At 68.6% G+C, this 24,195-nt stretch carries 24 protein-coding genes and 2 pseudogenes; 9 read left to right on the forward strand and 17 right to left on the reverse strand.

Annotation, left to right across the window (positions count from 1 at the left end):
• Positions 1–97: 97 nt before the first annotated feature.
• On the reverse strand, positions 98–586 hold the full coding sequence (locus ABZ412_RS04830) for a hypothetical protein (RefSeq protein ID WP_357276408.1): 489 nt from the start codon (positions 584–586) through the stop codon (positions 98–100).
• On the reverse strand, positions 583–2,082 hold the full coding sequence (locus ABZ412_RS04835; protein ID WP_357276410.1) for an alkaline phosphatase: 1,500 nt from the start codon (positions 2,080–2,082) through the stop codon (positions 583–585). Before ABZ412_RS04835 ends, ABZ412_RS04830 begins: the two co-directional genes overlap by 4 nt.
• A 240-nt stretch (positions 2,083–2,322) precedes the next feature.
• Between ABZ412_RS04835 and ABZ412_RS04840 the strand changes: the two genes are divergently transcribed.
• From ABZ412_RS04840 to ABZ412_RS04860, 5 genes are all read left to right on the forward strand, one after another.
• Entirely contained in the window at positions 2,323–4,302 is a 1,980-nt protein-coding gene (locus tag ABZ412_RS04840; protein ID WP_357276413.1) for a nitrate- and nitrite sensing domain-containing protein, read from the forward strand.
• A 166-nt stretch (positions 4,303–4,468) separates the two neighbouring features.
• Positions 4,469–7,171, forward strand: coding sequence for a nitrate- and nitrite sensing domain-containing protein (locus ABZ412_RS04845; protein ID WP_357276415.1), 2,703 nt, complete (start codon positions 4,469–4,471; stop codon positions 7,169–7,171).
• On the forward strand, positions 7,149–7,574 hold the full coding sequence (locus ABZ412_RS04850) for a roadblock/LC7 domain-containing protein (RefSeq protein WP_040857697.1): 426 nt from the start codon (positions 7,149–7,151) through the stop codon (positions 7,572–7,574). The genes ABZ412_RS04845 and ABZ412_RS04850 overlap by 23 nt, the downstream gene beginning before the upstream one ends.
• Positions 7,571–7,948, forward strand: coding sequence for a DUF742 domain-containing protein (locus ABZ412_RS04855; protein WP_357081734.1), 378 nt, complete (start codon positions 7,571–7,573; stop codon positions 7,946–7,948). The genes ABZ412_RS04850 and ABZ412_RS04855 overlap by 4 nt, the downstream gene beginning before the upstream one ends.
• Positions 7,929–8,519 (forward strand): ATP/GTP-binding protein, encoded by a 591-nt coding sequence (locus ABZ412_RS04860; RefSeq protein ID WP_357081736.1) that lies wholly within the window; start codon positions 7,929–7,931, stop codon positions 8,517–8,519. The genes ABZ412_RS04855 and ABZ412_RS04860 overlap by 20 nt, the downstream gene beginning before the upstream one ends.
• A 95-nt stretch (positions 8,520–8,614) precedes the next feature.
• Here ABZ412_RS04860 and mtnC read toward each other — a convergent pair whose 3' ends face one another.
• The 3 genes from mtnC to mtnA are packed head-to-tail and all read right to left on the reverse strand — an operon-like array spanning position 8,615 to position 11,574.
• Positions 8,615–9,298, reverse strand: coding sequence for an acireductone synthase (gene mtnC, locus ABZ412_RS04865; protein WP_357276418.1), 684 nt, complete (start codon positions 9,296–9,298; stop codon positions 8,615–8,617).
• The gene (locus tag ABZ412_RS04870) at positions 9,295–9,873 is read right to left on the reverse strand and encodes a cupin (RefSeq protein ID WP_357276421.1); all 579 of its coding nucleotides are present in this window, start codon (positions 9,871–9,873) and stop codon (positions 9,295–9,297) included. The genes mtnC and ABZ412_RS04870 overlap by 4 nt, the downstream gene beginning before the upstream one ends.
• Positions 9,874–9,906: 33 nt before the next feature.
• Entirely contained in the window at positions 9,907–11,574 is a 1,668-nt protein-coding gene (mtnA, locus tag ABZ412_RS04875; RefSeq protein WP_357276423.1) for an S-methyl-5-thioribose-1-phosphate isomerase, read from the reverse strand.
• A 213-nt stretch (positions 11,575–11,787) separates the two neighbouring features.
• Between mtnA and ABZ412_RS04880 the strand changes: the two genes are divergently transcribed.
• On the forward strand, positions 11,788–12,072 hold the full coding sequence (locus ABZ412_RS04880; protein ID WP_357276426.1) for a hypothetical protein: 285 nt from the start codon (positions 11,788–11,790) through the stop codon (positions 12,070–12,072).
• Positions 12,069–12,482 carry a hypothetical protein gene (locus tag ABZ412_RS04885; protein ID WP_357081746.1) on the forward strand — a complete coding sequence of 138 codons (414 nt, stop codon included), beginning with the start codon at positions 12,069–12,071 and terminating at the stop codon, positions 12,480–12,482. The genes ABZ412_RS04880 and ABZ412_RS04885 overlap by 4 nt, the downstream gene beginning before the upstream one ends.
• Before the next feature lie 36 nt (positions 12,483–12,518).
• Here ABZ412_RS04885 and ABZ412_RS04890 read toward each other — a convergent pair whose 3' ends face one another.
• Complete coding sequence (locus ABZ412_RS04890; RefSeq protein WP_357276428.1) at positions 12,519–13,763, reverse strand: KasA/KasB family beta-ketoacyl-ACP synthase; 1,245 nt, start codon at positions 13,761–13,763, stop codon at positions 12,519–12,521.
• Between the two features lie 39 nt (positions 13,764–13,802).
• Between ABZ412_RS04890 and ABZ412_RS04895 the strand changes: the two genes are divergently transcribed.
• Complete coding sequence (locus ABZ412_RS04895; RefSeq protein WP_357276431.1) at positions 13,803–14,372, forward strand: TetR/AcrR family transcriptional regulator; 570 nt, start codon at positions 13,803–13,805, stop codon at positions 14,370–14,372.
• Between the two features lie 24 nt (positions 14,373–14,396).
• On the opposite strand, the gene ABZ412_RS04900 is transcribed toward ABZ412_RS04895, so the two are convergent.
• The 5 genes and pseudogenes from ABZ412_RS04900 to ABZ412_RS04920 form a co-directional block, all read right to left on the reverse strand.
• The gene (locus ABZ412_RS04900; protein ID WP_357276433.1) at positions 14,397–15,623 is read right to left on the reverse strand and encodes a sigma-70 family RNA polymerase sigma factor; all 1,227 of its coding nucleotides are present in this window, start codon (positions 15,621–15,623) and stop codon (positions 14,397–14,399) included.
• Positions 15,620–15,960: pseudogene (locus ABZ412_RS04905) on the reverse strand (YciI family protein). The gene ABZ412_RS04900 and the pseudogene ABZ412_RS04905 overlap by 4 nt, the downstream one beginning before the upstream one ends.
• Positions 15,961–15,971: 11 nt before the next feature.
• A complete protein-coding gene (locus ABZ412_RS04910) occupies positions 15,972–16,556 on the reverse strand; it encodes a dihydrofolate reductase family protein (RefSeq protein WP_357276435.1) in 585 nt (194 codons plus the stop codon).
• 126 nt (positions 16,557–16,682) lie between these two features.
• Positions 16,683–17,216 carry an NUDIX domain-containing protein gene (locus tag ABZ412_RS04915; RefSeq protein ID WP_357276437.1) on the reverse strand — a complete coding sequence of 178 codons (534 nt, stop codon included), beginning with the start codon at positions 17,214–17,216 and terminating at the stop codon, positions 16,683–16,685.
• On the reverse strand, positions 17,213–18,343 hold the full coding sequence (locus ABZ412_RS04920; protein ID WP_357276440.1) for a DUF418 domain-containing protein: 1,131 nt from the start codon (positions 18,341–18,343) through the stop codon (positions 17,213–17,215). Before ABZ412_RS04920 ends, ABZ412_RS04915 begins: the two co-directional genes overlap by 4 nt.
• Positions 18,344–18,461: 118 nt before the next feature.
• Between ABZ412_RS04920 and ABZ412_RS04925 the strand changes: the two genes are divergently transcribed.
• Positions 18,462–18,911, forward strand: coding sequence for an SRPBCC domain-containing protein (locus tag ABZ412_RS04925; RefSeq protein WP_357276443.1), 450 nt, complete (start codon positions 18,462–18,464; stop codon positions 18,909–18,911).
• A gap of 3 nt (positions 18,912–18,914) precedes the next feature.
• Here ABZ412_RS04925 and ABZ412_RS04930 read toward each other — a convergent pair whose 3' ends face one another.
• The 6 genes and pseudogenes from ABZ412_RS04930 to ABZ412_RS04955 form a co-directional block, all read right to left on the reverse strand.
• Positions 18,915–19,139 carry a hypothetical protein gene (locus ABZ412_RS04930; RefSeq protein ID WP_357276444.1) on the reverse strand — a complete coding sequence of 75 codons (225 nt, stop codon included), beginning with the start codon at positions 19,137–19,139 and terminating at the stop codon, positions 18,915–18,917.
• A 35-nt stretch (positions 19,140–19,174) separates the two neighbouring features.
• Positions 19,175–19,996: an HNH endonuclease family protein gene (locus ABZ412_RS04935; RefSeq protein WP_357276446.1), complete on the reverse strand. Its 822-nt coding sequence runs from the start codon at positions 19,994–19,996 to the stop codon at positions 19,175–19,177.
• Between the two features lie 147 nt (positions 19,997–20,143).
• Positions 20,144–21,276, reverse strand: a pseudogene (locus ABZ412_RS04940) (RNA-guided endonuclease TnpB family protein).
• Positions 21,277–21,540: 264 nt separating this feature from the next.
• The gene (locus ABZ412_RS04945) at positions 21,541–22,662 is read right to left on the reverse strand and encodes a nitronate monooxygenase family protein (protein ID WP_357276449.1); all 1,122 of its coding nucleotides are present in this window, start codon (positions 22,660–22,662) and stop codon (positions 21,541–21,543) included.
• Between the two features lie 139 nt (positions 22,663–22,801).
• Positions 22,802–23,212: an NUDIX domain-containing protein gene (locus tag ABZ412_RS04950; RefSeq protein WP_357276451.1), complete on the reverse strand. Its 411-nt coding sequence runs from the start codon at positions 23,210–23,212 to the stop codon at positions 22,802–22,804.
• 19 nt (positions 23,213–23,231) lie between these two features.
• On the reverse strand, positions 23,232–24,182 hold the full coding sequence (locus tag ABZ412_RS04955; RefSeq protein WP_357276453.1) for a LysR family transcriptional regulator: 951 nt from the start codon (positions 24,180–24,182) through the stop codon (positions 23,232–23,234).
• Between the last annotated feature and the right edge of the window lie 13 nt (positions 24,183–24,195).

Raw genomic sequence — 24,195 nt, forward strand, 5'->3', positions numbered from 1 at the left:
TCCCGCCTGTGAAGGCAGCGTCGACGGGTCGGGCCCTGATCCCGCGCACGTACGAGGGGTGCGTGCGCGGGATCGCCGAAAGGCTTGCGGCTCAACCTTATTCGTTCACCAGCACCGGAATCGACAGCACCGCCGCCGACACCGGAGCATCGGCCGGAGCCGACACGATGGTGAACGGAATGCCGTTCACGCTGGGTACGTGCGGCCCGCCGCCGGTGGGTTCCTCGTCGGCGTGCTGGAACATCCCTGTACCGACCAGTCGGCCATTCGCGTCGTAGAACGCCGCACTCACCTCCAGCGCCAGCACATCGCTGACATCGGAGGTGATCGCCAGAGTGCCGCGCACGGAAGACCCTTCGAGACGGGTGCCGCTGAGCCGCACCCGATCAGTGAACGGCCCGGCCGCCAGCCGCACCTCCCCCGCCGGGATCGCGAGCGTCGCGGCCGGGGGCTCGGTCGTGCGCGGGGCGGCCACCGGAGCGGCCGCGGGCGCCGGGTTCGCGGGCTGTGGCGCGGAGGAACATCCCGCGCCCAGGCCCGCCACCGCCAGCAGACCCGCGATCACCGCTCCGGCTCGCCGCGTCACGGCAGCAGCGCCTTGTGCATCTTGGTGTACAGCGAGGTGTTGTCCTGGCTGGTCGCGAACACCTGCGCACCCGGGCCGTAGGCGTAGATCTGCACGTCGGCGCCGGTGTGGTTGCCCGAGAGGTAGGTCAGCCACAGGCTCGCCTCGGGCGTGCCGTCCTTCACCTCGGCCGGGTCGTCGGGCGTGCGGAAGGTGGCGGGGGCGAAGTTGCGCGGATCCTGTTGTCCCGCACCGTTGACCAGGCCCGGCGAGCGGACCGGGTCCTTCACGTTGTCCTTGCCGTCACGGCCGGGCTTGCTGTTGTTGGCCGGGTTGGTGGCGTCCACGTTCGTCGGCGGCGCGACGGCCTCGGCGTTGGTGAAGGTGTTCTTCTCGATGATGTTGAAGCCCGCGCACTCGTGGTCGGCGGTCACGATCACCATGGTGTGGCCGTCCTTCTTGGCGAAGTCCATGGCCGCGGCGACCGCGTCGTCGAACGCCTTGACCTCGTCGAGGGTCTGGGCGGCGTCGTTGGCGTGCGAGCGCTTGTCGATGAGCGCGCCCTCGATCTGGAGCAGGAAGCCCTTGCCCTTGCGCGCCGACAGCAGGTCGATCGCCTTGGTGGTCATGTCCTTCAGCGTCGGCTCCTGCTTCTGCGGAGCCGAATCCGGCAGCGCGTTGCGGGCATTGGTGACGGTCATGTTCCCGCGATTGAACAGGCCGATCACCTTCTGCGCGGTCACCGACTTCAGGTCGGCGGCGGTGGCCACCTTCTGACTCTCGGCGGTCTGCGCCTTCAGCGCGGGATCACCCATGGAGCCGAGCACCTCATAGCCGTTGTCCAGCATGGCCTTCTGGTCATCGGGCTCGAAGCGGGCCAGGCCGCCACCGAAGATGACGTCGGCGGTGTTGTTGCGCGCGATCTGCTCGGCGATCGGGGTGACCAGTGTCTTGTCCGCCGGCTGCGCCTCGTAGCTGCCGTCGGCCTTCTTGGGCAGGCAGGTCGAGTCGCTGAAGGTGGGGCCCTGGCAGCCGCGCAGCAGCGCGTGGCTGAACATGCCCGCCGGGGTGGCGTCGGTGATCTCGGCGGTGCTGACATTGCCGGTCGCGAAGCCCGCGGCCTTGGCCTGCTCCATGAGCGTCGGCACCGACTTGCCGTAGGCGTCCACGCCGATGGCGGCGTTGTAGGTCTTCACACCCGACGACCACGCGGTGGCCGCGGACGCGGAGTCGGTCACCAGCGACGGCTTGGCGCTGTTCGGCTCCACCGCGTAGGTCGCGACCGCGCCCACGTACGGCAGCTTCTCGAGCTGCAACTGCCCGCCCGCGCCCTCGAACCGCTGGCGTGCGGCGGTGACATGGGTCCGCCCCATACCGTCACCGAGCAGGTAGATGATGTTGTGGACCTCGTTGTCGCCCTTGCTGTCCGACCCGCATCCGGCCACCAGCGTCGCGGCCGACATCGCGGCGGTCGCTGTCGCGATCGCGACCGACCACACGCGTTTCCTGTGCTGCACTTCGTCTCCTCCGTCGTCGCGTCCCCGAGGTCCGGCGGCGCGGCTCATGTCCCGGGCGCGGCTGAACGTAGTGCTGCAGGTTAGCCCGTTTCCGACTCGCAGTAATCTCCCAGTTGGCGCGCAGGTTAACGGATGCCCCACGACCAGGGCCTACGGGACGCGCCGGAGCGCTGTCAAACACCATCCCGCACAAAAGGACTCGCGCCGACCGCGCATCTGACGCCCGGCTACGTTGCGGCGATGCGTTTTCCGAAGCTCGGCGTCCGGACCCGGGTCCTGGCCATCGCGCTGGTCCCGAGCCTGGCGCTGGCGGTCAGTGGTAACAGTGCGGCCGGTGTCCTGGTGGACCGCGCATCCCGTGCTCGAACCTGGGCGGGTGAGATGCAGGCCGGGATCGCGCCCACCCGTGAGTTGATCGAGGCGGTGCAGGCCGAGCGTCAGCTGACCTTGTGGCGGCTGGCCGGGGTGGATGTCGAGGTGCGGCAGTTGACGACCGCGCGGCAGCGGCTGGATACGGCGGTGCGGCTGCTCGCGCCCGCGCAGTCGGAGTTGTCGCGGATCGGGCCCGATTCCATGGGGCAGGCCACCACGGCGATGGGGGAAACGAGTAAGCAGCTGGCGGGGATTCGGTCCGGGATCGACGCGGGCACCGTTCCCGCGGCGGAGGCCTACGCCTTCTACAACCGCATTCCGCAGTCGGTGATGGCGGGCGTGGAGGTCGCCCAGCGCTCCGCGCCGGACTCGGCCACCGCTGTGGAGCTGGCCCAGGCGGCGGACGTGTTGCACTGCCTGGAGGCGATGAGCCGCGCCAACGCGCTGGCGGTGTCGCTGCTCGACGGCAACCACCTCTCCCCCGAGCTCGGGGCCGAGTATCTCAGCCTGGTCGGCTATTACCGCACCGCGGTCGCCGCCATCGTGGCCGCGCCCGACGAACAGCAGGCCGCCGCCGCGCGCGCCCTGGTGTGGAGCGCCGCCTGGCTGCACCTGGGTCAGGTGGAACCGGTGCTGGCCCGGCGCACGCTGGCCGTGCCGGAGGGGTCGGCCAAACGGTCCGCGCCGCAACCGCTTCCGGTCCCTGTCGACCAGTGGCAGCGCAGCGCCGCGGAGGTGGCTCACGGGCTGGCCGAACTCTGGCAGGCCGAGAACGAGGAGGCCCAGCGGCTGGCGGTGGCCGCGGCCTCCGACACCACCCGCAAATCCGTGTGGGCCGGGGCGGGCATGGTCGGGCTGGGCGCGATCTCGATCCTGGTCGCGTTGGCGCTGGCCAACCAGATCATCCGCCGGCTGCGGCGACTGCGGGACCGCACCCTCGCCCTCGCCGACGACGAACTGCCCGAGACCATGCGACGCCTCGCCGCGGGCGAGCACCTCGAGATCGATGCCGCCGCACCGGTCCTCGACCGCGGGCACGACGAGATCGGGCAGGTGGCACGGGCGTTCGGGCACGCGCACGCCGCGGCCGTCGGCGCCGCGTTCACCGAGGCCCGCACCCGCGAGGGCGTGAAGTCGGTGTTCCTCAATATCGCGCACCGCAGCCAGGTCGTGGTGCACCGTCAGCTGGAGATTCTCGACGCCGCGCAGGCGCGACAGGAGGATCCGGCGCTGCTGGACATCTACTTCCGCCTCGACCACCTGGCCACCCGGGAACGCCGCAATGCCGAGAACCTGATCATCCTGGCCGGTGGCCGCCCCGGCAGACAGTGGCGCAACCCGGTCCCCCTGCTCGAACTGGTGCGTTCCTCCGCCGGCGAGACCGCCGACTATCAGCGGGTCCGGATCGGCCGTCTGCCAGCCGGTTTCCTGGTCGGCGCAGCGGTCGCCGATGTGGTGCACCTGCTGGCCGAACTGGTCGACAACGCCGCCTCCTTCTCCCCGCCGCAGTCCTGGGTGGAGATCACCGGCACGGTGGTGGCTCGTGGCGTGGTCGTGGAGATCAGCGATCAGGGCATGGGGATGCCCGCCGAGGATCTGGACCGCCGCAACGAGCTGCTGAGCGCCGCACCGGACTTCGCGGTCACCCGGCTGTCCGAGGACTCGCGACTGGGTCTGTTCGTGGTGTCGCGGCTGGCCGCCCGGCACGGCATTTCGGTGCGTTTGTCCGATTCCGATCATGGCGGCGTGCGCGCGATCGTGTTGTTGCCCACGGTCCTGATCGAGCGCGAACCGCCGGACGTCATGCCCGATTCGTCCCATGCCGTCGATTCGCGGCGACACGCCTGAGCGGTGCGAATCGTGCTGTGCCGCCACCTATTAGGGTAGCTATCAGATTGCTGTTTGACGGCTTCGAATGCGATGCACCATCATGTATGACCCAGTCTGTCAAACGCACTCCCGCCCAACGGGATCGATGCGGCATTTGTGACCTACGCCCCGTTACCTTTGCCCGATGTTCAGAGCAAGGCTCGGGGTCCGCACCCGCGTGCTTGCCATCGCACTCGTCCCGAGCTTGGCGCTGCTCGCGATCGGCGTGGGTGGCGCGGGGTACCTGGTGGTCGAGAGCAAGCAGGCGCGGGAATGGGCGGACGCGTTGTCCGCCGCCGGAGCGCCCACCGGAGAATTGATCGCCGCGGTCGAGCAGGAGCGCCAGCTCTCGCTGGCGCAGATGGCCGGTGGCGACGACGCCAACCCGAAGGCCCTCGCGCAGGCGCGAACCCGGCTCGACAACGCGTTGCTGGGGATGGCGCCGGTATCGGCCTCCATGCGCGAATCCGGTCCGGAATCGGTCACCGGCGACGTCGGCGGGTTCCTGACCCTCACCCGCCAGCTCGCCGGACTGCGCACCGGAATCGACACCAACGGCGTATCGGTGTCGGACACCTATTACTTCTACGGCAAGGTGCTCGAGTTCATCTGGATCGGCACCCGCATCGTCGCCGACCGCGCGCCCAATGCCGCGGTCGCCATGGAGATGATCAACGGCCTGCAGATCGTGCAGTCGGCCGAAATGCTCTCCCGTGAAGCCGCGGTGGCCGAGGTGCTGTTGTCAGGCGGTGCGCTCCCGCCCGAGCTGGCCATCGAATTCTCCCGTGTGGCAGGCACCTACCGCGTCAACCTCGGCGTGCTCGCCGGTGGTGACGGCGGCGCCGGCAATGCCGACATGCAGGCCCTGATGAACGACCCGGACTGGACGAAGGTCGTCATGATGGAGAACGTCCTGCTCTCGCGGGCGCTCGACCCCATGACGCTGCCTCCGGTCAAGCCCGGTACTCCCCCGGTGGTCGCGCCGCTGACCTTCACCCCGCAGGAATGGCGGGACACGGTGTCGCGCCTCAACGCTCAGGTCCTCAAGCTGTGGGACAAGAACAGCAAGCACAACGAGCGCGCCGCGGCCGACGTGGCCGACACCGACGCCCGTAACTCCGCCCTCGTCGGTGGCGCCATGGTGGCGGTGTCGGCGCTGGCCTTCCTGGTCTCGCTCATCCTCGCCAACCGGATCATCCGCCGCCTCAAGGGCTTGCGCGACGAGACGCTGGTGCTCGCCGACGAGCGGCTGCCCGAGATCATGGCCAAGCTGCGCGACGGCCGCCCGCTGGACCCGGCCGACGAGAAGGCGATCCTGGACTTCGGCCACGACGAGATCGGCCAGGTGGCCAAGGCGTTCACCCACGCCCACGCCTCCGCCGTGTCGGCCGCCATCACCGAGGCCCGCACCCGTGAGGGCGTCAAGGCGATGTTCCTCAATATCGCCCACCGCAGCCAGGTCATCGTGCACCGCCAGCTGGAGATCCTCGACGCCGCGGAGTCGCAGCAGGAGGATCCGGCGCTGCTGGACATCTACTTCCGCCTCGACCACCTCGCCACCCGCGAACGCCGCAACGCCGAGAACCTGATCATTCTCGCGGGCGGTCAGCCCGGCCGGCAGTGGCGAAACCCGGTGCAGCTGCTCGAGATCGTGCGCTCCAGCGTCGGCGAGACCGCCGACTACACCCGCGTCAAGATCGCCCGCCTGCCGGAGGTGTCGATCGTCGGCAGCGCCGTGGCCGACCTCGTGCACCTGCTCGCCGAGCTCGTCGACAACGCCGCCCACTTCTCGCCGCCGCAGTCGCAGGTCGAGGTGCGCGGCAACGTGGTCGGCAAGGGTGTCGCCATCGAGATCATCGACCAGGGCATGGGTATGCCCGAGGAAGAGCTCGCGCGGATCAACGAGGTGCTGCGCGAGGCCCCGGATTTCGGTGTCGCCATGCTGCCCGACGACTTCCGCCTCGGCCGCTTCGTGGTCGCCCAGCTGGCCTCGCGCCACGGAATCACGGTGCGGCTCACCGAATCCGACTACGGCGGCGTGCGCGCTATCGTGCTCGTACCCACCGTTCTGACCGTGCAGGCCTCCGGCCGCACCGGTGAGATCCCGGTGGCGCCGCGTCAGCTCGAGACGGGCGGGCTGTCCGCCGCCTCGGCCGCGGTAGCCGCGCTGCCGCAGCTGCCTGCCGCCCCGGCGGTCCCGCCGTCGATGACCTCGAGCTATGATCTGCCGCTGCTGAACTACGATGCGCCGCTGACGACTCCGCCCGAGCCGCCGGTCACCCCGGCCGAGCCCGAGCCGGAGCCCTTCGGTCCGTCGACGGGTTCGTTCGCCCCGCAGACCGGCTCCTTCGCCCCGCCCACGACGTCCTTCGCGCCGCCCACCAGCACCTTGGGCCCGACGACCGACTCGGCCGTGCCGCCGGTCATGTCCTTCGGGGCGGCGACGCCGTTCGACCCGCCCACCTCGCCGCCGCGGCCCGAACCGCCGCAGCAGCCGCGACTGGACCTGCAGAACGGCGCGGTCCCGCCGTCCGAAAACGGCTTCCGTGCTCGCGAACACGATCGGTCCCATTACACTGGCTCCGACACCCGGCCCGCGCTTCCGCGACGGCACCGGCAGGCAAGTCTCGCACCGGAATTGGCGAAGGAGCAGTCGACCCCCGAGTCGGCGGTCCAGGCCACCCGCACGGCCGAGCAGGCCCGAGACCTTTTCTCCGCCATCGAAAACGGAACCAGGCAGGGCCGCCAGGCCGATCCCGGTTCGTTCGGGCCTGAGTCCCAGGCCTTTTTCGAAGGCACCCAGCAGGAACGACAGGAAGGCGACGGTGACCACCTCAAACGCTGGTGATCTCAACTGGCTACTCGATGATCTGGTCGACCGGCTAGCGGGCGTCCGTCACGCGGTGGTGCACTCCACCGACGGACTGCTGCTGGGCCGCTCATCCGCCATGAGCCGTGAGGACGCGGAGCACTTCGGTGCCATGTCCTCCACCCTCTACGGGCTGGCGCGCAGCGCGGGTGGCCGCTTCGACGGCGGCGGCGTCCGCCAGGCGGTCATCGAACTCGAGCGCGCGGTGCTGTTCGTGACCGCCGCCGGCAGCCACGCCTGCCTCGCACTGCAGGCCACCGAACAGGCCAACCTCGGCATGGTCGCCTACGAGATGAACCTGACCGTGCAGCGGGTCGGCAACTACCTGTCCACCACGCCGCGCCACAACCTGGCCGGACAAGGCAACCCGCGGCTGTCATGAGCGCGGGGCCGGGGGAACAGTGGTTCGATGACGCGGCTGGTCCGCTCGTGCGCCCCTACGCACGGACCGGTGGCCGAACCATGGGTGCGGGGCACGATCTGGACATGCTGACAGTGGTGGTGGTGCCGAACGCCGCCCCACCGCTGCGGCGTGCCGAGCCGGAATACACGGAAATCGTGCGGTTGTGCCGGCTTCCGCTGACGGTGGCCGAGGTCTCGGCCGCCCTGCGGTTGCCCTTGGCGGTAACGAAGATCCTGGTGGGGGACCTGATTTCCGACAACATCCTCAAGTTCCGGGCCCCGGCCTCCCCCGAAGCCGCGCCCGGTGACCTCAACATTCTGCGAGCGGTACTCGATGGCATCCGAAAACTTTGATTCCGCCGCGCCCATGGCCGCCTCGGTGAAGATTCTCATCGCGGGCGGTTTCGGCGTGGGCAAGACAACCATGGTCGGGGCGATCAGTGAGATCACTCCGCTGCGTACCGAAGAACTCATCACCGAGTTGTCCGCCGGCGTAGACGATCTGCGTGGGGTGGAAGGCAAGACCACCACCACGGTCGCGCTGGACTTCGGCCGCATCACCATCGACCAGAACCTGGTCCTCTACCTGTTCGGCACCCCCGGACAGGATCGCTTCTGGTTCCTGTGGGACGAGCTGGCCCGCGGCGCCCTGGGCGCGGTCGTGCTGGCCGATACCCGCCGGCTCGAGGGGTCGTTCGCGGCGATCGACTTCTTCGAGCGTCGCGGCGTCGCCTTCACGGTGGCCGTGAACTGCTTCGAGGGCGCACCGCTCTACACCCCGGCCGAGGTGCGCGACGCACTCGACCTGGACGAGCGAATCCCGGTGCTGCTCTGCGACGCTCGTGATCGCGGCTCGGCCAAGAACGTGCTGATGACGCTCGTCGAGTACCTCATCGAGCGGGCCGCCACCGCCGGGGTGCGGTGAGCGGTTCTTCGGCGAAGACGATTCGAGCCCGTCCGGCGTGTGCCGGGCGGGCTCGATCTCTATGGTCGTTTCGACCAGCGCCGTTGCGGCGCCGGTCAGTTGGGGACGACGTCCGCGAAATCGCTGATCCAGCGGTGCGGGCCGCGCGGGCTGTTCGGCTCGCCCGGGCGGGTCACGCCGATGGCCTGCCAGCCCGCGGCCGCCGCGGCGTCCACCTCGCCCGGGTGGTCGGACAGGAACAGGATCTGTTCGGCCGGAACGCCGATGGTGCTCGCGATCTTCTCGTAGGACGCGGCCTCGCGTTTGGGGCCCGCGGTCGACAGGTCGAAATGCCCGCTGATGAGCGGGGACAGATCACCGCCGCGCGCGAATTCGAACCAATCCTTCTGATTGCGCACCGAACCCGACGAATAGATGTAGAGCTCCAGCCCCGCGTCACGCCAGGCCCGTAGGACGGGGGCGACATCGGGGAAGAACTCGCCGTGCAGCGCGCCGTTGCGGAACCCCTCGGCGCAGATGATGCCCTGGGCGGCCTTGAGCGGCTCGGACTTCACATCGGTGTTGAGCCACTCGATGAGAATCCGGGCCACCTCGGCAGCGTCGGCGTCCGGGCGAACCGCCTGGGCGCGGGTGGCCTCGATGACGGGATCGGCGTCGCCACCTACGTTCTCGGCCAGCCAGCCCGGGAGCCGTTCCCGGGTGTAGCCGTAGAGCTCCTCCCGCACCGAACTGGTCGGGCTGGTGGTCCCCTCGATATCGAGCACGACCACCTTGATCATGCCGGGGCCAGCAATTCGTCCAGGGTCGGGAAGCCCGCGGAGATCTTGTCGCCGCTGAAATCGCCGATCCAGCCGTCCTCTTCCTCGAAGAAGCGCACGGCCACGAACTCCGGGCGGGTGCCCATGTCGAACCAGTGCAGCGTGCCCGCGGGCACCGACACCAGATCGCCCGCGGTGCACACGGTCGCCAGCACCTCATTGCCCAGGTGCAGGTAGAAGCAGCCCGCGCCGGCGGCGAAGAAACGGACCTCGTCCTCGGCGTGCCGGTGCTCGTCGAGGAACTTGGTGCGCGCGGCGACCGCCTTGGCAGGCCACTCCGGGTCGGCGTCGTCGGGGTGGATGCGGGCCACGTCGATGAACTTGTAGCGGCCGTCGACGTTCAATTCGTCGATGCGGCCCTGGTATTCGGCCAGCAGCTGCTCGGTCGTGGTGGCGGCGCTGAAGCCCTCCAGCAGCGGCCAGCGCTCGAAGGTGATGCCGCGCTTGCCCAGCTCGGCGGCGATCACCGCGTCGTCATCGGTGCGCAGGACGACCTCACCGGCGTCGGTGTCGGACATGATCTGCAACAGGGTCATCGGAGGTTCCCTTCTCGGAACGCGGTATTCGTTTCACACATGGTCGCGCACCGGGAGCTCCTGGTGCCCGGTCAGAGTGGTCAGTTCACACATCGCCTCGAGGCATTCGGCGCGGTCGCGGGCCTGCGCCAGCGACGCGCCCCAGGTGGTGATGCCGTGCCCGGCGATGAACAGCACCGGCGGGGCCTCCGGGTGCTCGGTCAGATACTTCTCGATGTCCGCGCCGATCAGTGGGACATCGGCGTGGTTCGGGAACACCGGGATGTCGATGAGGTCCGGGCGGGTCGAGCCCAGGCCCTTGATCAGCTCGTATCCGGCGAAACGTGCGGTGGTGATTCCGTTTCCGCCGGTCCGGATCGACACGGCCGTGGCGTGCGGCGGGTGCACGTGCACCACGGCGTCCGCGCCGCGGGTGCGGTAGACGGCGGTGTGGATGGTGGTCTCCGCCGACGGCTCCCGGCCGGAGTCGTCCACGGGCCGGGAGTCGACCACGGCGACCGTGACCATGTCCGAGGCGGTGAGCTCGCCCTTGGACAGCCCGCTCGCGGTGATGACGGCCGTATCGCCCTGGCGCACAGAGATATTGCCCGCCGTGCCCGGCATCCAGCCGCTCGCGTACAGGCCGCGCGCGATGTCGGCGATCTCGGCGCCGACGGCCGCGGCCGATCCGGGCGCGGTCGCCGCACCGGCGGCGGTGCGGGCGGCGGACGGGTCCTCGAGCACGCCGAACTCGGTGACCACGGCGGTGACCAGCTCGGCCGGGGTGACGTCGAAGGCCGGATTGAAGGTGGCCGTGCCTTCGGGAGCCGTTGCGACGCCGCCGAATCCGGTCACCTCGACGGCCGCGCGCTGCTCCACCACGATGTCGGAGCCGCGCGCGGTGGAGATGTCGCGCGTCGATTCCGGCGCGACCACGATGAACGGAATGCCGTGGTGCGCGGCCGCGATGGCCAGCATGTAGGTGCCGATCTTGTTGGCCACGGCCCCGTCGGCGGTGATCCGGTCCGCGCCCACGACCACCGCGTCCACACCCTCGGTGGCCATGGCCCACGCCGCCGCCGAATCGATGGTGAGCCGGTGCGGGATCCCGGCCTCGGCCATCTCCCACGCGGTCAGGCGCGCGCCCTGCAACAGCGGGCGGGTCTCGTCGACGATCACCTCGGCCAGCGCGCCACGTTGATGCAGCACCCGCAGCGCGCCGATGGCGGTCCCCCACGCGGTGGTGGCCAGGCGGCCGGTATTGCAGTGGGTGAGCAGCCGCAGCGGGCGGTCCCCGCACAGCCGCTGGATCAGATCGGCGGCCTCGGTGGCGGCGGCCAGGTTCACCCGGCCGTCCTCGGCCAGCAGCTCCAGCGCTTCGGCCTCGAGCGCCTCGACGCCCTCGGCCAGCTTGGTCAGCGTCCGCTGCACACCCCACGCCAGGTTCACCGCGGTCGGGCGCGCGTCCGCGATGCGGGCGGCCTCGTCCTCGACCCGGGCGGTGTCGAGGACGCCGTCGGTGGTGGCGGCCCGGGCCGCGATCACCACACCGAACGCACCGCACACGCCGATGGCGGGCGCGCCGCGCACGGCCAGCGTCTTGATGGCGTCGATGACCTCGTCGACCGTCGTGATCCGCAGCTCCCGCACCTGGTGCGGCAGGGCTCGCTGGTCGATGGTGACTATGGCACCGTCGGCCCACACGATCGAACTCTGATCCATCGAGTTATGTCCTCTTGACTGGAGATTTGCGGCGATGCCCACGGCGGTGGGCACACTCCACCGTATCGAACCCGCCCCCGTGCCTGACCGGCAGGTTTCCGATCACGCCGATCCGAATAGCCCGATTTCGTGCGGGATTGCGCCCCTGCGGTTCCGGCGCTCGGCGCGGGTGTCAGCTTTTGTCCACCGCACATACCGCTTTACTATCGCGGTATGGCGAGACCGCGTCGCACCCGCAAGATAACCGTGACGATGCCCGAGGACATCGCCGCCACTCTCGACGACTGGCGCAGCTCCGGACGCATCGCCTCGATCTCCGCGTTCGTCGCCGAGTCCGTGAAGGCGCGCGTCGACCGCGCCGACTCGCTGGCCCGCCTGGAGAACGCGCTCGGCGGCCGACCGCCGCTGGATCTGATCAATCGCGCCCGGGCGGTGCAGGGCCTGCCACCTTTATCCGATGACGAGGAGGCTCCCGGCGATCACGCCGGCGCGGCATGAGCCCCGCTGCCCCGACCCTGGGCGGCGTCGTCTTCGACACCGCCGCGCTGACCGCCTGGGCCCATCGCGTGGCCTACGTGCAATCGGTGGTGTGGGCGACCGCGGACGCCGGGCACACCATCATCGTCCCGGCCACCGCGCTGGCCGCGGCCCGCGCCCTGATCCCGCCTGGGCGCTGGGACATCCTCACGGTACTGCTGGACCTGCCCAACACCGTCATCCAGCCGCTGGACCGCCCCGCCAGTGATCAGCTGGGCGACACCCTGGCCGACCGGCCCGACGCCGACGCCCTCATTCCCGCCGGGCACGCCACACTCGAAGCGGTGAGCCGGGATTGGCCCTGCTTGACCGACCGGCCCGACACCCTGCGCAAACTGGATCCGCGTGTCCAGACCGACAAACTGCCCTGACCTGCCTGAATCGCGTTGTGCCGAGCCAATTTCCGCTCAGGCGGGCGCGAGCGCCAGCGTGACGTTGTGGCCGCCGAAGCCGAACGAATTGCTCAGGGCGTACCGCAGCCGCTGCTCGCGCGGCTTGTCGGCGACCACATCGAGCTCGATCCCCGGGTCCGGATTCTCGAAATTCAGTGTGGGCGGCACGATCTGCTCCGCCAGGGTGCGCAGCGTGAGGATCGCCTCCAGCGCGCCTACCGCGCCGATCGAATGTCCTAGCGCCGATTTGGGCGCGTACACCGACGCGTGCGGCGTCACCGCCATGAGGGCCTTCGCCTCCGACGCGTCACCGACCGGCGTGCCGGTGGCGTGCGCGTTGACATGGTCGACATCCGCGCCTGTCAGCCCCGCCGCCGCGAGCGCCTTGCGCATGGCGCGGGCCGCGCCGTCGCCATCGGGCGAGGTGCCGGTGATGTGATAGCCGTCCGAGGTGATGCCCGCGCCCAGCACCCGGCCGAGCACCCGCGCACCCCGCGCCCGCGCGTGCTCGGCCGACTCCAGCACCAGCAGCGCCCCCGCCTCGCCGAAGACGAAGCCGTCCCGGTCCCGGTCGAAAGGCCGTGAGGCGCGCTCTGGTTCGTCATTGCGGGTGCTCATGGCCCGCATCATGGCGAAACTGGCGATCGGGACCGCGTCGATATGACCCTCCACGCCGCCCGCGATTGCCACGTCCGCCTCACCGGTGGCGATCAGCCGCCACGCGTGGGCGATGGCCTCCGCGCCCGACGCACAGGCCGAAACAGGCGCGTACACACCGCCTTTCGCGCCGATCTCCAGGCCGACCGTGGCGGCCGGGCCGTTCGGCATGACCATCGGCACCGTCATGGGCGGCACCTTCCGGTAGCCCCCGGCCTTCATCAGGTCCACGGCATTGATGAGTGCGTCCCCGCCGCCGAGCCCGGTGCCCACCGCGACCGCCAGCCGTTCCGCCTCGACCCGCGGCGCCCCCGCGTCCTGCCACACCTGCCGTCCCAGCACCAGCGCGAGCTGCTGCACGAACGACATCCGCCGCTGCTCGATCCGGGTCAGTCGCTCCCCCGGTTGTGTCACCAGCCGTCCGCCGATCCGCACCGGCAGCTGATTCGCGGTGACGAAATCGTCGGTGAGCGTGCCGATCCCACTGTCCCCCACGAGCAGCCGTGACCAGGTGGTGTCGAGGCCGGCCCCCAGGCAGGTGGTCGCCGCCATCGCCGTCACCACCACGTCCCGTCTAGTTTCTGTACCAATCGCTACACTCATGGAGACATGAATACCTGTAGCACCCGCTACAGTCAACCGGTGCCCCGCCCACTCGACCACGCCCGCCGCGCGCAGCTCCTCGAAGGCGTCATCGCCTACATCGCCGACCACGGCCTCACCGAACTCTCACTGCGCCCCCTGGCCGAATACCTGGGCACCAGCTCCCGCATGCTGATCCATTACTTCGGCACCAAGGAGGCGATGCTGGTCGCCGCCTTGGAATCCCACCGCCCCGACATCGGCGCGATGTTCTCCGGCATCGACGACACCGCCACCCTCGCCACCCGCCTGACCCGCTCCTTCGACCGCAATACCGCCGGAGACAGCGCGGTGAGCCTGCGCGCCCTGCTCCAAGTCCTCGGCGCCGCAACCGTTCCCGGCAGTCCCTTCCGGCCCTACGCGACCGACGCGATCACCGCGGTGGTCACCCCGATGGCCGAGTCCCTGCACCGCATCGACCCGAGCCTGCCCGACCCCGAAGCCTCGGCGACGCTGCTCGTCTCCGGCATCCGCGGCCTCATCATGGACTGGTGGATCACCGGCGACACCGACCGCGTCGAACGCGCTGTCGCCCTCCTCGTAGCGGGGGTAGTCACGCAGCCGACCTGAAGCCGGATGCTGAGAAGTTGTCTGTCAGTCGTTGCGGGAGCGGTCGGTTCGACCCAGTCGGTCGCGCCGGGCGAGCAGGAAAGTGCGCTCCGACTGGTTCCTGGTGAGCTGCGCCGCGGCGTCGAAGGCCTGACCGGCTTCTGCTGGTCGCCCGAGGCGGGCGAGGAGGTCACCGCGGATCGCGTGAAATAGGTAGTAGTTCTCGAGATTCAGATCCTCCACCACCGGCAGTGCGGCTGCCGGGCCCTCAACCTCGGCGAGCGCGACAGCGCGGTGGAGCGCGACCACCGGGCCGGTGTCGAAGTGCGCGAGTTGGTCGTAGAGCGCGAGGATCTGCGTCCAGTCGGTGACGGGGTCGGTGTGCACGGCATTGATCGCGGCCAGAATCTGGTACCGGCCCGGCCGATTACGGCGCAGGCAGGCGCGGGTAATCGCGCGACCCTCGGTCACCAGGTCGGCGTTCCAGCGGGAGCGGTCCTGGTCGGCGAGTCGGACCAGGCAGCCGTCGAGGTCGGTGCGGGCGTCGCGCCGGGCCTCGATCAACAGCATCAGCGCGAGCAACCCCGCGGTCTCCGGCTCGTCGGGCATGAGCTCGACCAGTAGCCGGGCCAGGCGGATCGCCTCGGCACAGAGTTCGGCGCGAGCGAGTTCGGTGCCGGAGGTGGCGACGTAGCCCTCATTGAAGATCAGGTAGAGCACCGCGAGTACCGCGCCGAGCCGGTCGGGCAGATCGGCGTCGCGGGGCACCCGGTAGGGGATCTTGGCGTCACGGATCTTGGCCTTGGCTCGGACGAGGCGCTGCGCCATCGTTGGTTCGGGCACGAGGAACGCGTGGGCGATCTCGGCCGTGGTGAGCCCGCCGAGGAGCCGCAGTGTGAGCGCCACCTGCGCGGGGAGAGCCAGGGCCGGGTGGCAGCAGGTGAAGATCAGCCGCAGACGGTCGTCGCGCACCGGGCCCTCCTCGTCGGGTTCCTCCGGGCCGTGGAGGCGCTGAGCCTCGGCGTGTTTGTGCGCGCGGACCGATTCGCGGCGCAATTCGTCGACGGCCCGGTTGCGGGCGGTGGTGATGATCCAGCCGGCCGGGCTGGGGGGCATGCCATCGACCGGCCAGCGTTGCAGGGCCGTGGTGAACGCGTGGGCGACGGCGTCCTCGGCCGTGCTGATATCGCCGAGTCCGCGCACGAGCACGGCGACGGCTCTGCCGTACTCGGCGCGGAACACGGCCGCGATCTCCTCCGGTGCCGGACTCAATACGGTTCGACGTCCTGGAACGGGCGGACTTCGATCGGCAGCGTGGTCGCGGCGGCCGCCTTGCGGCCCCACTCCAGTGCGACGTCCAGATCGGGTGCGGTGATCACCCAGATCCCGCCGACGTGTTCTTTGCCCTCGATATACGGACCGTCGGTGAGCATGCCGTCAGCGCGCACGACGGTTGCCGTGCCGGGCGCGTGCAGGCCGCCGGTGAACACCCACGAGCCGCTCTCCCGCAGTTCCTCGTTGACCGGTGCAGATCGGCCACGATCCGGACCATGGCCGCGGGATCCGCCTCGCCCTCGGGCTGGTAGATCGACAGCAGGTACTTCTGCATGGATTCCTACCTCACAGACGGGTGTAGTGGGCGATGATCACGCCCTTGGTGGTGGTGACGCTGCCGGTGAGCTCGAATTCGGTGAGCGGGGCGCCGCCCTCGAACAGTCGCATGCCGGTGCCGAGCGTGAGCGGATGGATCAGCAGCGTGTAGCTGTCGACCAGGCCGGCGGCGTGCAGGTCGCGAACCAGCGAGGCGCTACCGATGATCGTCAGGTCCCTGCCGACTTCCGTGTCGAGTTCGGCCACCGTCTCGGCGGCATCACCCGACAACAGGATCGAGTTCTGCCAGGCGTCCGCGTTATCCAGAGTCCTCGAACAGACGTACTTGGTGGCCGCGTTCATGTGCGTGGTGAACGGGTTGTCGTCGATGCGGGTGGCCCAGGCGGTGATGAAGTCCGCCCAGGTCCGGCGTCCGAACAGCATGTCCGTGGGGTTCGACATGCTCTTGCCCATCTCCGCGGCCATGACGTCGTCGTTGTACTCGCCGCCCCAGCCCCCGTGGGTGAAGCCACCGCGGGTGTCCTCGTCCGGACGGCCGAGGCCCTGGACGACTCCGTCGAGAGTGATGGACAAAGTGGCGTTGACCTTGCGCATGGGATGCTCCTTCGCTCAGGCGGACCGCTCTTCCGCGACCGTTCACCTCCTACACGAAAAGCCACAGGCGAAATCGACACCGGCGCCGAACTTTATCCCAGTAAGGGTATTCGGCTGTGGTGCCGTTCAGGCGTTCGGACGGGTGAGTTCCACTGCCAGCTTCAGGAGTTCGGGGAGGTGGTGGCCGTCCGAGGGTGCTCGGCGCAGGGCTTCCGGGAGAGTGAACAGTCCGACTTCCTGGATCTGTTCGGCGTCCTCGGGATTGGTCGGTGCGCCCGTCAGCCGCACCTCGGCGGTGCACCACAGCCAAGCCTTGTGCGGATGGGGCTGCCAGGGGCGATACGGCGCGGGCCGGTCCGTCGTCGCGTAGTGCGCACCGAATTGCCGGATGGGTCCGGCCAGTTCGGCGCCCGCCTCCTCCGCGAGTTCCCGGATGACGCAGGACTCGATGGATTCTCCGGCCTCGCGGGTGCCGCCGGGCAGGATCCAGACATCGCGGTCATCGCGGCACAGGACGATGCGGTCGCCGACGAAACAGACGACGTGGATATTGGTGACGAGGTCGCCGGGTGGCAGCTCGGTCGAGAACTGGACGTCGAGCCCGCCCCACTCCCAGCGGGCGGGGGCGTGCAGGAGTGGGTAGCGCTCGGCGAGAGTCATGAGTCGACGGTACGGGGGCTGGGGCGTAAGTGGCCGGGGCCGTAGGTGATTGCGCGGAGCAGGTATTCGATCGGGCCGTAGCGGTGCCGCCGGGTCCAGCTGGATGCGAGGGCCAGCTGCGCCGTGTACAGGACGACCGCTATCGCCAGGACCGTCCAGTCCGTCATGCGGCCCGCCAGGGCCAACCCATAGCCGGTGAAGATCAGTGACGTGATCAACGATTGGCCGATATAGATGGTGGCGGTGGTCCGGCCCGCGGGTGCGAAGAATTCGGCCACCCGGGGATGGTTGTGGCTGATCCGCAGCAGCGTGGCCCCGTACGCCGCGGCCACCAGCGGACCGGCGACCATGGCGGGACCCGCGAGGGGCGGCCACTGCGTTATTGCATTCGATGCCGAAATCGGCAGTCCGGCACCGAAACCTACCCATTGCACGCGAGGCAGCCACGGCAGATATCGCTCGGGTGATTCGAGCCGTCGCGCTGTGCCCGCGGCGAGACCGACCAGAAACAGCGGCAGGACGTTGAACAGTCCGAACAGCAAGAAGGTCGGCAGCCGCCCCGCGAACAGCTCCCACCGCCACGCGGCGGCCGTCCCCCAGCCGGCCCGTGCGATATCGAGCAGCCGGTCGCGCTCCGCGAGCGAGACCACGTCCTCTCGGCCTGCGGCCGTCATCACCGCGATGACCAGCGTGCCGATCCCGTACAGCGCGGCCGCGACCCAGAGCGCTGCCCGTGGTCGCAGCCGCCGGCCGATCACCAGCAACACCAGCCCGATCGCCCCATAGCCGAACAGCACGTCCCCGGTGAAGAAGAACACCGCGTGCACCACCCCGATTGCCATCAGCGCCAGGCATCTTCGCACCGTGCGACCGCGCCCGCTCGCCCCGGCTCGTTCGGCGGATCGGAACTGCATGGTCAGCGAGTAACCGAAGAGGAACGAGAACAGCACATAGAACTTGTTGTGGAACAGCGCCTCTGACAGGGTTCTCGCGGCGCCGGGCGCGAATCCGCTCGGGTCCGACATGATCTCGATATTGACCAGAAGGACTCCGCCGAGGGCGAATCCGCGCAGCGCGTCGAGTTCCCGCAGTCTGGGCACCACCGGAGGGGCCTGCTCAACCGTCATGCCCGGACGGTAGGAGTGCCTCCCGGTCACCGGGATCCCCCGCCGGAGCGAGATGCGGGTGCCTCCACGGAGTGAGACCCACCCCGCCATCTAGAACTGGTGTCAGTATTGTTCCCCCATGGCCTTCGTCATCGACAAAAGCGTGGAGATCGACGCACCCGCCGAGCTGGTCTGGCAGGTGCTCACCGATGTGGACGCGTACGGGGAATGGAATCCCTTCGTCCTGGAGTGCAAGACCACCCTGGAACCCGGCTCCCCCATCGACATGCGCGTGCAGCTGGTCGGCCCGCCCAAGCAGCAGCGCGAGTTCATCCGCTCCTGCACCCCGGGGCGCGAGTTCAGCTACAACATGAAGCCCGCGCCGCTCGGCGTGCTCAGCAGCGAACGCTCGCACCTGATCACCGATCTCGGCGACGGCCGCACCCGCTACGACTCGCACTTCCAGCTCAACGGCCCGCTGTCCGTGGTGGTCGGCGGTCTGCTCGGCGGCGCGCTGCGCAAGGGCTTCACCGGCATGACCGAAGCCGTCAAGACCCGCGCCGAGGCCCTGAAAGCCGCGCGCGACTAGCGTTCACGCCTCGAACGGCACCACATTGCCGGCGGCGTCGCGGCCACCGCTCTCGCTCGCGATAGCGGTGGCCAGGTCCTGCACGCTGGTCCAGCTGCGCGGCTCCTCGTCCTCCAGATTTCCGATGGTGTACCAGGTGGCGGTACCGCGATAGCGCACGAGCCCGTGGCCCGAGTAGTCCAGCGTCACATCGAGATCCCCGGAGACCGTTCCCTCTTCCCGGGTCATGACGGCTGCCTCGCTCTGGATTTCGACGATGGCGACTATGTGAACTCTCCCTTGCTGATGCAGTCCTTCACCGCTGTCTGCAATGCGGACTGTTCCTTGGTGTCGACGTTCAATCCGTACTTTAGTTTCACCTGGATGTAGTGCCCGATATAGGCGCACCGGAAGTTTCCGGGCGGCAGGTAACTGGACGGATCCTGGTCGCCCTTGGAACGGTTGGCGGTGGGATCGGAAATCACCAGGTTCACCGCGTCATTGGCGATATGACGGCGGGTATCGTCATCGAGTTTCGCCGCGCCCGATCGCCACGCCTCGGCCAGCGCCACGATGTGGTCGATGTCCAGGCCCGACGAATCGGTGGTCCACTTGTAAGGCTTGAGGGCATTGGTCTTCTTGTCCATGACCCCGTACTGATCGCGCCAGCCCGCATCGGCGCCGAGAGTCAGTTTGCAGCTGCTCGGATCCAGTTTCACCGGTCCGGTCCCGTCGCGTAGCAGCACCACCTCGCGGGTGGTGCAGCGGCTGTATTGCGCGAAGCTGTCACCGAATCCGTGCTCGGGCTTCTCGGTGTCCCAGTGCGGGAAACGCTCGCGCGAGTAACCGGTCATCGGCAGTTCGTCGGCCACCTTGAGTTTGCCCAGCAGCGCGTTGATCTCCTTGGCCGATCCGGCCGGTTGCGCGCCGCGATCGGGAATCGGCGGGCCACTCGATTCCGGTTTGTCTGTGCCGCCGCGTTTTTCGAGGACGGTGATCGCGACGGCCAGTGCGACCACGATCAATAGCGATACGACCGCTTGCAGCAGGCGGCGTTGGGCCGGGGACAGGCGGTCCGACAGGCGTAATGGATTTGTGCGCAACATATCCCGCAAATCTTCGCAATCAGCGACCCGAATCGGCAAGTCGCACGAGGTTCGGAGACCTGTTTGACATCCTCCCCGCCCTGACGGGCGGGGATTCCCTGCCTCGCGGCAGAGTGTTCCTGTTTCATCGACGGTTGCCTTCCCGCATCAGCTGCGGGGCGGTCTCACACCATCTCCGCAGGCGAGCGCCGCAAGCCCTGCGGCACGTATGTTCTTGGCGGCGTTCACATCCCGGTCGTGGACCGCGCCACACAGGCACGTCCACTCTCGGATGTGAAGGGGCAACGAGTCCGCGATACGCCCGCATGTCGAGCACGTCTTGGACGACGGATAGAACCGGTCCACCGCAACCACGGTGCGGCCGTACCAGTCGGCCTTGTACTCCACCATGGACCGGAACTGCGACCAGCTCGCGTCCGAGATCGCTCGCGCCAGCGAACGATTCCGGACCATGTTGCGCACACTCAAATCCTCGATGGCGATCACTTGGTTTTCGCGCACCAGCCGAGTGGAGAGTTTGTGCAGATGGTCCCTGCGGCGGTCGGAGATCCGAGCGTGGATACGCGCGACCCGCAGACGTGCTTTGGCCCGGTTGTTCGAGCCCTTCTGTTTCCGGGACAGGGCACGCTGAGCCTTCGCCAGCGTGGCCCGGTCCTGTTTCTCGTGTCGGGGGTTGGAAACCTTCGAGAGCGTGTACAGCGAGGTGATGCCCGCATCCACACCCAGGGTGGTTTCGGTTGGGTGTGCTCGCTGATCGTCTCCTCGATCAAGATCGAGATGTGGTAGCGGCCCGCACTGTCGCGTGACACCGTTACCTGCGATGGCTGTACACCCTCGGGCAGCGGGCGAGACCAGCGAATATCCAGTGGCTCGGAGTGTTTCGCGAGCTTGATCCGGCCGTTGCGGTAGGTGAAGCAGTTCGAGAAGTAGGTGGCCGAGTCCTTCGACCGGCCTTTCTTCTTGAACTGCGGGTACCTGGTCTGCTTGCGCCAGAACTTGTCGAACGCGCCCTGAAGATTCCGCAGTGCCGCTTGCAGCGGTCCTTTCGACGGCTCCGTGAGCCACGCGGTTTCGGGATCGCGTTTCCATCCGGTGAGCATCTTGTCGGACTCGGCGTAGGAGATCCGCCGCTGGTCCTGCGTCCACGCACGAGACCGTTCGGCGAGGGCGCGGTTGTAGACGTAACGAACGCAACCGAAAGTTGGCGAAAGCTGCTGTACCTGTTCGGGAGTCGGATAAGAGCGGTACTCGTATGCCCGCTTCACCATCTTCACTCCCATAAGTGACTTGGTAGCGCGCTGGTGTGTCACCGCGTTGATGCGCCAACCTGGCCCTGAAGGACCAGGTCTGCGCGCTACGTTTCGCGGTCACACCCAGCGTTCATTCCATGGTGGGTCGCGCGAAGTTCGAAACAATGGCGGCGCAGCCCTTCCCGTGCTGCTACCTGCGGATATGCGACGGCGCGCCGGGTAGTGGCTACCCGGCGCGCCGAATTGTCCTGAGAATCAGGCCATGTGGTTGTCCTGAGGATCAGGCGGTGTGGATCAGGCGTTGTTGAGCTTGTTCAGCCGCTCGCATGCCTCGAGGTACTCGTTGATGAGGCGCTGCATCACGTCCGCGGAGCGCTCCATCTTGTTCATCATGCCGACGACCTGGCCGACCGGATTGAAGTTCACGTCCTTGGCCTGCTCGGGGTAGCGGTGGCCACGCTTGACGCCGTCGAGGGCGACCATCATCTGCAGCGGCATGCCGAGCGGGTTCGGGGTGTCCTCGGCCTCCCAGGCCTCGGTCCAGTCGTTCTTGAGCATGCGGCACGGCTTGCCGGTCCACGAGCGCGAACGCACGGTGTCGGAGCTGGTGGCGTCGATGTAGGTCTGCATCTGCGCGGGCGGCACATTGGCCTCCTCGACGGTCAGCCACAGCGAGCCGGTCCACGCGCCCGCAGCGCCCATGGCCAGCGCCGCCGCGACCTGACGGCCGTCGCCGATACCGCCGGCCGCGAGCGCCGGCATGTCGCCGATCGCGTCGATGACCTGAGGCCACAACACCATCGACGAGATCTCGCCGCAGTGGCCGCCGCCCTCGGTGCCCTGCATGACCACGAAGTCCAGTCCGGCGTTCTTGTGGTTCATGGCGTGCTTGACCGAACCGCACAGCGCGCCGATCAGGCGGCCGGAGTCCTGGATCTGCTTGATCACGTCGTCGGGCGGGGTGCCCAGCGCGTTGGCGACCAGCTTGGCCTTGGGGTGGTTGAGGATGACCTCGATCTGCGGGGCGACCGTGGTGGCGGTCCAGCCCAGCAGCTGGTTGTGCTTCTCCTCCGGCGGCAGGTGCGGCACGCCGTGGTCGTTGAGGATCTTCTCCGCGAAGTCGCGGTGACCCTGCGGAACCAGCTTGGCAAGCTGGGCTTCCAGCTCCTCGGGGCTCAGGCCCTCGACGCCCTTGCCCTCGTACTTGGACGGGATGACCAGGTCGACGCCGTAGACGCCCTGCACGTGCTCGTCCAGCCACTGCAGCTCGACCTCGAGCTGCTCGGCGGTGAACCCGACCGCGCCGAGCACACCGAGACCACCCGCGTTGCTGACCGCGGCGGCCACGTCCCGGCAGTGGGTGAAGGCGAAGATGGGCACGTCGATGCCGAGGCGATCGCAGATCTCGGTACGCATGGTGTGGTGGGCTCCTCTGAACTTTCCGACACTGGAAATGTTGTGCCCACCACACTAGAACATGTTCTACATTCGGACCAGTCTCTCGATGCCCACCTATAGGTCACTGTCAACAACATGTTCTAGTTGCCGGGAATGGTCAGCCGTGCGCGAGCAGCCCGTCGGCATGCAGGTCATCGAAAAGGAGCTGGTCCACGGGCGGCACGTGCGGCCGGTCCGCGTAGCTGAACCAGGCGATCTCCTCGATCTCGCTGCTGACCGCGATATCGCCGGAGTATTCGGCCGTATAGCAGGCCATGCGCACGACCGCGTCGGGAATCAATGCCTCGTAGGTGCCCACGTGAGCGACCGTCTCCGGGGCGATCTCCACGGTCAGCTCCTCGCGGATCTCGCGCACGAGAGTCTGCAGATCGGTCTCGTCCCCCTCGCGTTTACCGCCCGGGATGTAGAAGACGTCCTTGCCGCTCGGCCGCGCGCACAGAATCCTCCCGCCCTCGATCCGCACCCACGCCACCGTGTCGATCAGCCGCTGCTCCCGCTCCGTCCGCATTCGCGCAGCCTAGCGGGCGTCAGTCCGTGGGCCGTGGGATGCGTTGCGCCCATGTCGGCAGCCAGATCTCGTGGTCGGGCCGGACAGTGCGCCGCGCGTCGAGGTGGCTGCGGAGTTCGGTGAGGGCGGGGTGCGGATTGTCGGTGCGCCAAATGATCGACAGCGGGTAGACGAGCGCCGGGCCGCGAATCGGTACGCGCCGCAGGTCGTAGCTGTCCGGCCACAGGTACCGGGTGCCAGCGCCGACCAGGGTCGCCAGGTTCGGGGAATCGGCGATCTCCTCCAGCAGCGCCTCTTTCGAGAAGACCGGGCCGAGCCCGTCGATCGTGAACCCGAAGGTGTCGGTGAGTTCGGCGAAGTAGTCGGCCACCTCCCCGTGCGTGGGCAGGCCGGGCATCCAGATGCGATGCCCGGCCAGTTGCGTGGGCGTCACCGCCCGCGCGTCGGCGAAGGGGTGGCCGGGGCCGACCAAGAGCTCGTGCGGTTCGTCGATCACCCGGGCCGCGCCGATCCCGTGGGGCAGTTGCTGTCGTGTGCGGACAGCGTGGAAGGTGGCGTCGATGGTGCCCGCTTCGACGGCGGCGATCGCGGTCTCCGCGTCGCCTTCGAGGGTGACGATGTCCAGCGCGATGGTCGGATGCGCGCGATGGAAGTTCTGCAGCAGTGTCGCCATGACGACCCGGCGGGCCACGACGTCGACGCGGAGCGCGCGCCGGCCGGGTCGCACCGAGGCGTCGGCGCGCTCGGCGACCCGCAGCAGTTCCCGCGCGTGCGGCAGGAAGGCCCGGCCGTCGATGGTGAGTTCGGCGCCGCGGGCTGTCCGGGCGAACAGGCGCACGTCCAGGTATTTCTCCAGTGCGGCAATGCGTTTGGAGACCGCCTGCTGGGTGATCGACAACTCGGCGGCGGCGTCCTGGAACCGGCCCGTGTCGGCGGCCGTGACGAAGGTGCGCACGCCATTGAGATCCACGGCGACACCGTAC

It is taken from the genome of Nocardia sp. NPDC005746, from assembly GCF_040630785.1.
Classification (GTDB): domain Bacteria; phylum Actinomycetota; class Actinomycetes; order Mycobacteriales; family Mycobacteriaceae; genus Nocardia.

Excerpts from the sequence above, each read along its gene's own strand:
- ABZ412_RS04840 (WP_357276413.1), top strand. The coding sequence starts at position 2,323 with ATGCGTTTTCCGAAGCTCGGCGTCCGGACCCGGGTCCTGGCCATCGCG.
- ABZ412_RS04845 (WP_357276415.1), top strand. The coding sequence starts at position 4,469 with ATGTTCAGAGCAAGGCTCGGGGTCCGCACCCGCGTGCTTGCCATCGCA.
- ABZ412_RS04855 (WP_357081734.1), top strand. The coding sequence starts at position 7,571 with ATGAGCGCGGGGCCGGGGGAACAGTGGTTCGATGACGCGGCTGGTCCG.
- ABZ412_RS04860 (WP_357081736.1), top strand. The coding sequence starts at position 7,929 with ATGGCATCCGAAAACTTTGATTCCGCCGCGCCCATGGCCGCCTCGGTG.
- mtnC (WP_357276418.1), bottom strand. The coding sequence starts at position 9,298 with ATGATCAAGGTGGTCGTGCTCGATATCGAGGGGACCACCAGCCCGACC.
- ABZ412_RS04870 (WP_357276421.1), bottom strand. The coding sequence starts at position 9,873 with ATGACCCTGTTGCAGATCATGTCCGACACCGACGCCGGTGAGGTCGTC.
- mtnA (WP_357276423.1), bottom strand. The coding sequence starts at position 11,574 with ATGGATCAGAGTTCGATCGTGTGGGCCGACGGTGCCATAGTCACCATC.
- ABZ412_RS04880 (WP_357276426.1), top strand. The coding sequence starts at position 11,788 with ATGGCGAGACCGCGTCGCACCCGCAAGATAACCGTGACGATGCCCGAG.
- ABZ412_RS04885 (WP_357081746.1), top strand. The coding sequence starts at position 12,069 with ATGAGCCCCGCTGCCCCGACCCTGGGCGGCGTCGTCTTCGACACCGCC.
- ABZ412_RS04890 (WP_357276428.1), bottom strand. The coding sequence starts at position 13,763 with ATGAGTGTAGCGATTGGTACAGAAACTAGACGGGACGTGGTGGTGACG.
- ABZ412_RS04910 (WP_357276435.1), bottom strand. The coding sequence starts at position 16,556 with ATGCGCAAGGTCAACGCCACTTTGTCCATCACTCTCGACGGAGTCGTC.
- ABZ412_RS04915 (WP_357276437.1), bottom strand. The coding sequence starts at position 17,216 with ATGACTCTCGCCGAGCGCTACCCACTCCTGCACGCCCCCGCCCGCTGG.
- ABZ412_RS04920 (WP_357276440.1), bottom strand. The coding sequence starts at position 18,343 with ATGACGGTTGAGCAGGCCCCTCCGGTGGTGCCCAGACTGCGGGAACTC.
- ABZ412_RS04925 (WP_357276443.1), top strand. The coding sequence starts at position 18,462 with ATGGCCTTCGTCATCGACAAAAGCGTGGAGATCGACGCACCCGCCGAG.
- ABZ412_RS04930 (WP_357276444.1), bottom strand. The coding sequence starts at position 19,139 with ATGACCCGGGAAGAGGGAACGGTCTCCGGGGATCTCGATGTGACGCTG.
- ABZ412_RS04935 (WP_357276446.1), bottom strand. The coding sequence starts at position 19,996 with ATGTTGCGCACAAATCCATTACGCCTGTCGGACCGCCTGTCCCCGGCC.
- ABZ412_RS04945 (WP_357276449.1), bottom strand. The coding sequence starts at position 22,662 with ATGCGTACCGAGATCTGCGATCGCCTCGGCATCGACGTGCCCATCTTC.
- ABZ412_RS04950 (WP_357276451.1), bottom strand. The coding sequence starts at position 23,212 with ATGCGGACGGAGCGGGAGCAGCGGCTGATCGACACGGTGGCGTGGGTG.